At 68.0% G+C, this 8,143-nt stretch carries 6 protein-coding genes and 1 pseudogene; 4 read left to right on the top strand and 3 right to left on the bottom strand.

The genetic code is table 11. The annotated features are described in order from the left end of the window. Window positions 1–343 precede the first annotated feature (343 nt). The 3 genes from ABZ471_RS46500 to ABZ471_RS46490 all read left to right on the top strand — a co-directional run bounded on the left by ABZ471_RS46500 (window position 344) and on the right by ABZ471_RS46490 (window position 4,065). A complete protein-coding gene (locus ABZ471_RS46500; protein WP_359075210.1) occupies window positions 344–952 on the top strand; it encodes a hypothetical protein in 609 nt (202 codons plus the stop codon). 478 nt (window positions 953–1,430) lie between these two features. Continuing rightward, a complete protein-coding gene (locus tag ABZ471_RS46495) occupies window positions 1,431–1,796 on the top strand; it encodes a hypothetical protein (RefSeq protein WP_359075209.1) in 366 nt (121 codons plus the stop codon). 241 nt (window positions 1,797–2,037) lie between these two features. Then, entirely contained in the window at window positions 2,038–4,065 is a 2,028-nt protein-coding gene (locus tag ABZ471_RS46490; RefSeq protein WP_359075208.1) for a S8 family serine peptidase, read from the top strand. Window positions 4,066–4,288: 223 nt separating this feature from the next. Here ABZ471_RS46490 and ABZ471_RS46485 read toward each other — a convergent pair whose 3' ends face one another. Then, a complete protein-coding gene (locus ABZ471_RS46485; RefSeq protein ID WP_359075207.1) occupies window positions 4,289–4,966 on the bottom strand; it encodes an alpha/beta fold hydrolase in 678 nt (225 codons plus the stop codon). 220 nt (window positions 4,967–5,186) lie between these two features. On the opposite strand from ABZ471_RS46485, the gene ABZ471_RS46480 reads away from it, so the two are divergent. Next, entirely contained in the window at window positions 5,187–5,411 is a 225-nt protein-coding gene (locus ABZ471_RS46480; RefSeq protein ID WP_359075206.1) for a hypothetical protein, read from the top strand. Between the two features lie 1,805 nt (window positions 5,412–7,216). Here ABZ471_RS46480 and ABZ471_RS46475 read toward each other — a convergent pair. Further along, a complete protein-coding gene (locus ABZ471_RS46475; RefSeq protein WP_359075205.1) occupies window positions 7,217–7,657 on the bottom strand; it encodes a hypothetical protein in 441 nt (146 codons plus the stop codon). A 51-nt stretch (window positions 7,658–7,708) separates the two neighbouring features. After that, window positions 7,709–8,143, bottom strand: a pseudogene (locus ABZ471_RS46470) (transposase family protein); the annotation flags it as partial.

Here is an 8,143-nt window from a genome sequence, read left to right as displayed (position 1 = left end):
AGCCACCGCACCGTGGGCTTTCCCCCACGAGAACTCCGCGACCTGCAACTCCGCGTCCGCACCGAGCAGCAGACACCCGAGTGGAAGACCCGCTATTCCTTCTTCAGCCACGGCACGCCGCTGGACGAGAGCCCGGCGTGCGGATCGACTCGGTGAGTGGAGTTGACGCAGCGCACTTGGTCCTGACGGACACCGACCTGACTGACTGCCGATTCACCGGAGTCTTCCATCTGGACCAGCTGCGTCTTGAGGGGAGCTGCACTGCACTTTCGCCGAGCCCCCGGAAGGGTGGCGATGGACCCGGCGCCGGGTCCTGGCCGAGGAACACCACTGGCGCGCCGCCGTGACTCCTGGCAACTACTGGTTGCCCGGCCGGGTGCCTGCTCCGGAGCCGCGCCTCGCCCCGGGTCCTGACGAGCTGGCATCCGTATACCGGGCACTGCGGAAAGCTACAGAGGACGCCAAGAACGAGCCGGATGCGGCGGACTTCTACTACGGCGAGATGGAGATGCGCCGCCACGACCGTGCCCGCCCGTGGGGCGAACGGGCGCTGCTGCGTATCTACTGGGCTCTTTCGGGTTATGGCCTGCGGGCATCTCGGGCCCTGATCGGACTGGTGGCCGCCATAGGGCTGACCATCCTGATGCTGGTGGGTCTACCCGTCGACCCGCCCGTACAGCGCATCAATGGGACGCTGACCGATGGGAAAGCCGTGGCTCTGACTACCAAGGCCCCGGCTGCCGGGGGCAAAGCGCCCGACCCATTGGCAAAACGCTTCAGTTGGTACAGGGCGGAGCGGGCGGTGCGGACTGCGGTGAACTCGGTGATCTTGGGGTCGGCCGGCCAGGGCCTGACCGTGCCCGGTACTTATACTGAGATGACCTCACGCCTGGTGGAACCGGGGCTACTGGCCCTGGTCCTCTTGGCGGTCCGCAGCCGCGTCAAACGCTGAGTACTCTCCTTGGAAAAGCCGCCAACGCCGACGCCGCAGCTGTCCCGTGCCGACGAACCCTGAGCGCGTGCCGTCGAAAGCGCGCTCACCCCCTGCAGACCTTCGGGCACCGCCGTTGTAACTCCAACCCTCAACGGCGCCCCCCTGACCACCCGGGGGAGGGCGCCGGGGCGCATCCGGCAATGGGCGCGTGCGAAGGGTCCGCTGCGCTCTCAGATCCGCTACTGGCGCCCCGCCGTGTTGAGCGACCTGCTGTTCAACTGGTGAGACTAAAGACCGAGGTCTCGTCGCGGCTGACCCGTCTGAGGTGCTCAGTGGGCTCGCGGAGCCAACGAGCGAGGCGACGTGCAGTCCGGCGAGACAGCGGGGCAGGACTGCCTGCGGGGGCCTCGCCATCCCTTGATTCATCTATCCCTCGCCCCGGGCCGGTATCCCGCCCGTGCGCGGACTCGGCCGCGGGGCATGTCGGGACCGATGGGTGTTCCAGATCGCTGTCGATCTCGGGGAGACTGGCATCCCAGGCGGGTTGATCGGATACGAGTATCGGCCACTGAGCCAGCTGGAGTACTTCGGCGGGATCGGTGAGCGGGGGCTGGTCGCCATCGCAACGAGCGGCTTGTCCGGACGCATGGCCGTCGACGTGGCCAGTGGTCACGTGGTGCAGGTTCCCGAGCTCGAGTCGGCGACGGTCAGTCACGTGAACAGAGAACTCGACTCCTTCAACCGATGCGTCGCGGCCGTGATCGCACGCTTCCCGTTCTATGCGGAGGGCGACGAGAAGAGGCGCAAGGAGGTGTGGGGCCTGATGCGGGGCGGGACCATCGTCGCCGCCGGCCCCGCGTAGGCGTGGAGGCGCAGGCCGACGCTGCTGTCGAGCGCCCTCCGGAGTAATAGCGATCCCGGATGGGGGCCACCATCCAGGCTCGACGTGCAGGTGGACAGTCGCCCGCCTAGCGTGTTGGCGAACGGAAATAACCACGCAACTTGGCGTGACACCGGTTCAGACGGGCTTCGGCGATGTGGGCAGCGCCGGGGCGCCATGGCTGCCTGGTGCGCGTCTTCCCCACCCCCTCCGGGAGTTCGGCATGTCCCGCATCACCATCAACGGCGTGACGGTGGACCCGCTGGCTCAGGTCGATGACCTGGCCACCGCATCGCTGGTGTCCGAGGACGCCTCCGCGTCCAACTACCTACTCGTCCAGACCACACACCCACCAACAGCCGACGAGAAGGAAGAACTCGCGGCGCTCGGGGTGGTGATCCAGGAATACGTTCCGGACGACACCTATCTGTGCGGCTTCCGGCCCACGGATCTGGATGCCGTGCGCGCCCTGCCGTTCGTGGCCTGGGCGGACGTGTACTTCAAGGGCTTCAAGATTGCCCAGTCGCTCCGGTCGAACCGGCTGCGCCCGGGGGTCGCCGTGCTGGCCGACCCCACGGAGGCGGTGGGTCCCCAGACCTGGACCGTCGACGTCGTCCTGCACGAGGACGTCGACGTGAGCACGGACGGGCTGCGGGACCGGATCGCGGCGGCAGCCGGTGTCAGCCCCGGCGACGTACACCCCGACGGCGACAAGGTGCGCATGACGATCCGGGACGATGACCTGGCCGCTCTGGCCGCGCTCGATGAGGTGAAGGAGATCGAGGAAGTCCCCGAGAGGGTGCTGTATAACACCGTCTCGGGGAACATCATGAACGCCCACGTGTCTCTCAACGGCACGAATTTCCGGGGCGAGGGCCAGATCGTGTGTGTCGCCGACACCGGGTTCGACAAGGGGTCCACCAGCAATGTGCACCCCGCCTTCACCGGCCGGGTCAAGCGCCTGGTCGCCCTGGGCCGTAAGAGCCCCGCGCGGACGGACGACCCCGACGGGCACGGCACCCACGTGGCGGGCTCCGTCCTCGGCGACGGGACGTCGGCGTCGATGGGCGGAGCTGTCACCGGCACGGCACCTGAGGCGCGACTGGTCCTGCAGTCCGTGTTGGCCGACGACGGCTCGCTGTCCGGCATCCCGCCGAACTTGCGTAACCTGTTCGAGCCGCCCTTCCTGGAGGACGGGGCGCGGATCCACACCAACTCGTGGGGTCCGGTCACCCCGGGCCTGCCATACAACAAGGCCGCGCGCGAGGTCGATCAGTTCGTCTGGGACAACAAAGACTTCGTCATCTGCTTCGCCGCGGGCAACGACGGTACGGACCGCGACGGTGACGGCCGGATCAACCTGAGGGCCGTGAGCGGGGAGACCGGGGCCAAGAACATCATCACCGTCGGCGCCAGCGAGGGCGACCGCCCCCTGATCCCCCACACCTATGACGAACTGAGGCCGCTCTCGTATCCCGCCCCGCCGATCCGCGGCGACAGGATGGCGGACAACCCCGCCGGGATGGCGGCCTTCAGCAGTCGCGGCCCCACCCAGGAAGGCCGGATCGCGCCCACTGTCGTCGCTCCCGGCACGGCGATCCTTTCGACGCGCTCGCGCATCGCCCCCGACGACGGTCTCTTCGGCGTCTCCACGGACCCCGCGTTCATGTTCGACAGCGGCACCAGCATGGCCACCCCGCTGGTCGCCGGCTGTGTGGCGGTGCTGCGCGAGACGCTGTTGAAGAACGGCACGCCGAAGCCCAGTGCCGCGCTCATCAAGGCCATGCTGATCAATGGTGCCGATGAGCTCAAGGGCCAGTACATCCCCTCCGAGGCGGGCGCCTCCCCCAACAACAACTCGGGCTTCGGCATCGTCAACCTCCAGCGCGCCGTCGTCCTCCCGACTGATGCCGGCCGGGCGGGCTTCACCGACGCCAAGGAACTGGACCAGGGAGAAGAGCGCGCGTTCAGCATCACGATCCCCGAGGGCGCGCCCCGCACCCTGAAGGTCACCCTCGTCTGGACGGATCCCCCTGGCCCGGCCCTGCAGAACGACCTGGACCTGATCGTCCGCGCAAGCGGTCAGGAACGCCACGGCAACATGGGCACGGATCCCGGGTTCGACCGCGTCAACAACGTCGAACAAGTGCACTGGCGGGAGATCCCCGCCGGGGAGACCGAAGTCGTCGTCAGCGCCTTCCGGATCACCCAGTTCGCCCAGCCGTACGCCGTCGCCTGGCGCATCCTCTGACTCGTATACGGGCAATGTCTCGGCCCGTCGGGCCGAGACGGTGGTCACGGGTCGGGTGCCATCCGCCTCCAGGTCAGGACGATCGCGTCCATCAAAGACGCCGGTTCCTAGCCCGGGTTCAGCGCGTACAGCGCCTGGCCCAGCACTAAAAGGGGGATCCACACCGGCCCCTCGCCGGTCGAGGGCGGCCAGGCGTTCGTGGGCGGCAGCGGCGGCGCGTTCGTCAGGCGGAGTCGGGCGGCAATGCGCCGAGAACGGCCGCGAGGCTATGCGGGTCGCGGCGGGCGATGTTGTGGCCGACGGGGATCTCGTGAACCCGCCAGCCTGAGTCGTTGCGCAACCGTTCGGTCAGGGGCACGAACGGGCTACCCGGCCACGCGCCACCACTGATGAACGTTCGGCCGAGAGCGCGGCTGCGGGTGCCCCCCAGCCTGATCGCCTGGACGAAGCTCGCCAGTGGGTGCGGTCGCGCGCGAGGGTCGAGTCCTTCGGGGACTGCGACCCATCGACCGTCGGCGCGGGCGCCAGCTATGAACAACTCCCGGAAGCTGTCGCTGGTCAAAGACCAACACGAATCCCCATCGTCCGGGACGTAGGCGTCGATGAAGACGAGCTGATCGAGGCGGTCGCTGAGACGATCCGCGACACCGGCGATCACCATCCCGCCGTAGCTGTGCCCGCACAGCGCGACGGGCGGTCCGTCGCCACGGTCAATGATCTCGGCTACCTGGTCAATATGAGTGTCGAGGTTCGGCGGACGGTCCACATCGACCGGGCCGTCCGACTCCAACCCCGACAGGGTCACCGCCTCGACGTGGTGACCGTCTCGGTGCAGCTCAGCAGCCACCGAGTCGAACACCCACCCGCCTTGCCAGCCACCCGGCACCATCACGAACTTCACCGCGTCATCGTAGGTCAAGCAGAACCCGACGAGTACAACTCGTGATCGCAACGCCTAGGCAACGCCGCACCGGGGCCGGCCAAGCACCGTCTGGCCCGGTTCCGCTGAGCGGGGCACCCATGTGGACGGGGGTAGTTCTGCCTCCATCCTGGTCCGGCTGACCCATATCCGAGCTGCATGCTGGGGCGGAAGCTGTTGAAGCGCCGCTTACGATGACCGCGTGACAGCCCGCCGCACCCTTGGCACCGGCCCCCAGGCCTCGCACGGCATCCGCGCCGCCCAGGCCGACCTTCTCGACGCACTTCCCGGAGTCCGTCTTCCCGACCTGGACGAGCTGCGGGCCCGTGGAGTGCTCGGCGCCCTCCCGGTGATGTCCCCGACCTCGCGACGGATCCTCGGAGCCGGCGGCCGTGCTGACGAAGAACTCCCGCACCCCACCGCCTGATGGGCCCTCGGCAGCAGCAGACCGGGTGCCCAGACCTTCTGCCGCGGCCGCCCGCTCGCGATCGACCACCACTCCCGACGGCCCTCGGCGCAAGCCCCCTGGGGCCCCAGCGCGTCTCCTCCTGTGCCGGGCGAGGGCCGCACGCGGCGGCGCGGACGCGGTCAAGGTCGCTGATCCTCCAACGGGCGCCCTCACCGCTTGGCCGGACGGTTCGTGATCGTTTTTTGGTCGTGCGGCGTCACGACGGCGGGTGCGGGCGGTCAGCCACCACAGCCGACCATTTACCGGGCCGGTCATCGGGTGATGAGTGGCGTCAGGATCGCGGCCAGGGCCGTAAGGGTGCTCAGCGCGACGGCAAGAGGCTTGCCCAGCGCCGGGTGGCGGTGCACCAGCTACCGACACCGCAGCGACTGATGAGGGCGACCAGGACGAGCAGCAGGACGACGAGCCTGGCGAGCGTGGACACGGGGTCCCCTTCGGTTAGGAGCATGCACGTCTGGCATGCGGCGTGGAGCGTGGATTGCTGTCACCCCTTGCGTCTCGGGGTGGCGCTGCGACAGGACTTGAAGATGGGAGAGACGCCAGTTACCCGCGCAAGCCGTTGTCCGACACCCTTTGGCCGAGGGCATTGTGTTGCTGGCGGGAGTCTTGCGGTGGGTCCGCGGGGCGGACCTGGAACTGCGGGGCGGGTCGCTCGTCGCTCACGGATCCCTCCTCTCCTTACTGCAGTGGGCGCGTGACGTTGGGGCTACTGGCAAGCCGTGCCAGTAGCCCCTCTGTCTCTTGATGGGCGGCTCGCCCTCGGCGGACAGGACCGGGCAGGAAAAAATGGGCCCCTTCCGCCGGGGCGGGGCCAGTGCGGCCTGTCGTACAGAACGGCGAGGAGCCATTCAAGGGATGACTGACGTGCCTTCGTTGTGGGGTCTAGCGAGTCGATGGCCTGGTGGGCCGCAAGGGAGCGGGCTAGTACGGACGCGACGACGTGTCGAAGAGTGGCGGAGCGGGGGGTTAGCCGCGCAAGGCCCGGCGGGGGCCTCAAGCACGGTGTCAGGGTGGGTCGTCCACCAGCAAACGCCCGCCGTGCCCCAGGCACCAAAGGATTCGTACGGCCCCGCATACACCCGAACTCCGCAGGCCATCGGCGAACGAGCCGAGCCCGGCACCGAACGACGAGGCCGTTCAGTAACGTTCAGCTCATTCCGTGGACGTTCAGGTCCACGGCCCTCTAGCGTGGTGACGCGCTAGCACAAGAGGGGCCGTTGACGCAGAATCCCGCGGCGGACCCGGAGGACGGGACCGCCATCACCGCGTACGAGGACGCGCTCCACGACTTCACCGACCTGGTCCGTCACCGCCGTGGCCACCTCCTGGGTGAGTGGATCCGGCAGGCCGAACGCTGCGACCTGAGGCCGATCCGCTCCTCCGCCAGGACATCGACGCCGTCACCGCCGGCCTCACCCTCCCGTACAGCTCCGGCGTCGTCGAGGGCCATGTCTGCAGAAGCAAGCTCCTCAAGAGGAGCATGTACGGCCGCGCATCCTTCGCACTTCTCCGAGCGCGGATCCTCACCCCACCGTGATACCGACCCTATGCCGAAACTCAGCGTGGGTAGCCGCGAGGAGATTCGTTGCGCAGCCTCCAGATCTCCTTCCACTGCCGGGCGTGGTCGGCGGCCAACAGCGGGTCGCGCGCGTCGGCCCGTTGCACCGCGAGGCTGACTCCGCATTCCCTGCACAGCCGATGGATCCGGTAGACGCCGTCGTACCAAACGCTGGTGTTGTTCCGGTTCCCGCATACACGGCACGTCAGCGCAGGAGCTTCATCGGGCGGGACCGACGAACGGAGCACCCGCTCCACACCACGGGCAGCGGCTCGTCGGGATGGAGTGTCGGCTCGGGACAGTAGGCAATGTTGCCCCACCCACGCTGCCAGCCTCGCCAGGACTCGTCTGCCTTCACCTGCCGAAAGCCACGTGCCTTGTCCGCCCGTCGACTGTTGGCATAGGCATGTTCGTCAGCGAGCCATAGCTGTCGCGCGTGGTGCAACTCCTCGACGGCGCGTATGAGCGAGCTCGGATCCTTCTCCAGATCCTTGGGAATCCCCGCGCTGAGGCAGAGGTGGTGATACGTGGCCCGGAAGCCGTAGGGCGCGAAGTGGACGAGGCAAGACCGCAAATTCGTATGCCGGGCGCGTGTGGGCAGGCCCTCGTCGTAGACCCGTCTCTGGTGCGTGTTGAAGCTGCTCATCCCAGGACGCTACGGCCTGCAGCGCACGGATCGCACTTCAATGAGCCTCTTTCATCCTGTGTTTGCGCAGATCAGAAGGGTGTGGACGGCGCAGACCATGCGGCTGAGACGGTTGGTTGAACAGCATGCCCTTCGTAGCAGGCGCCAGGATTTGAGTTGGGCGAAGGAGCGTTCGCCGGGTGCGCGCAGGCGGGCGTGGTCGCGGTTGTACTGCTGGTAGTGCTCGGGCAGATCGCGGTGTCCGTAGTACGGGGTGCGGACGGTGGCGCCGGCGCCTGGTAGGCGCGGTCGGCCAGAATGATGATCTGCCGGGTCAGGCAGGCTTGGATGATGCCGTGGGCGCGAGCTGCGGTCAGGTCGTGGGTCCGTCCTGGCGTTGCCCGTGAGAACCACAGCGGAGTTCCGTCCGGTGCGGTGATGACCTGGACGTTCATGCCGCGCCGCCTGAGCGCAGAAGGCCGCCCGCACCCAGGACAGGGTGCGGGC

It is taken from the genome of Streptomyces sp. NPDC005728, from assembly GCF_040630895.1.
In the GTDB taxonomy this organism is placed as follows: Bacteria; Actinomycetota; Actinomycetes; order Streptomycetales; family Streptomycetaceae; genus Streptomyces.
Note: the sequence above shows the minus strand (reverse complement) of the source record. Positions and strands in the feature narration are given on the sequence as shown.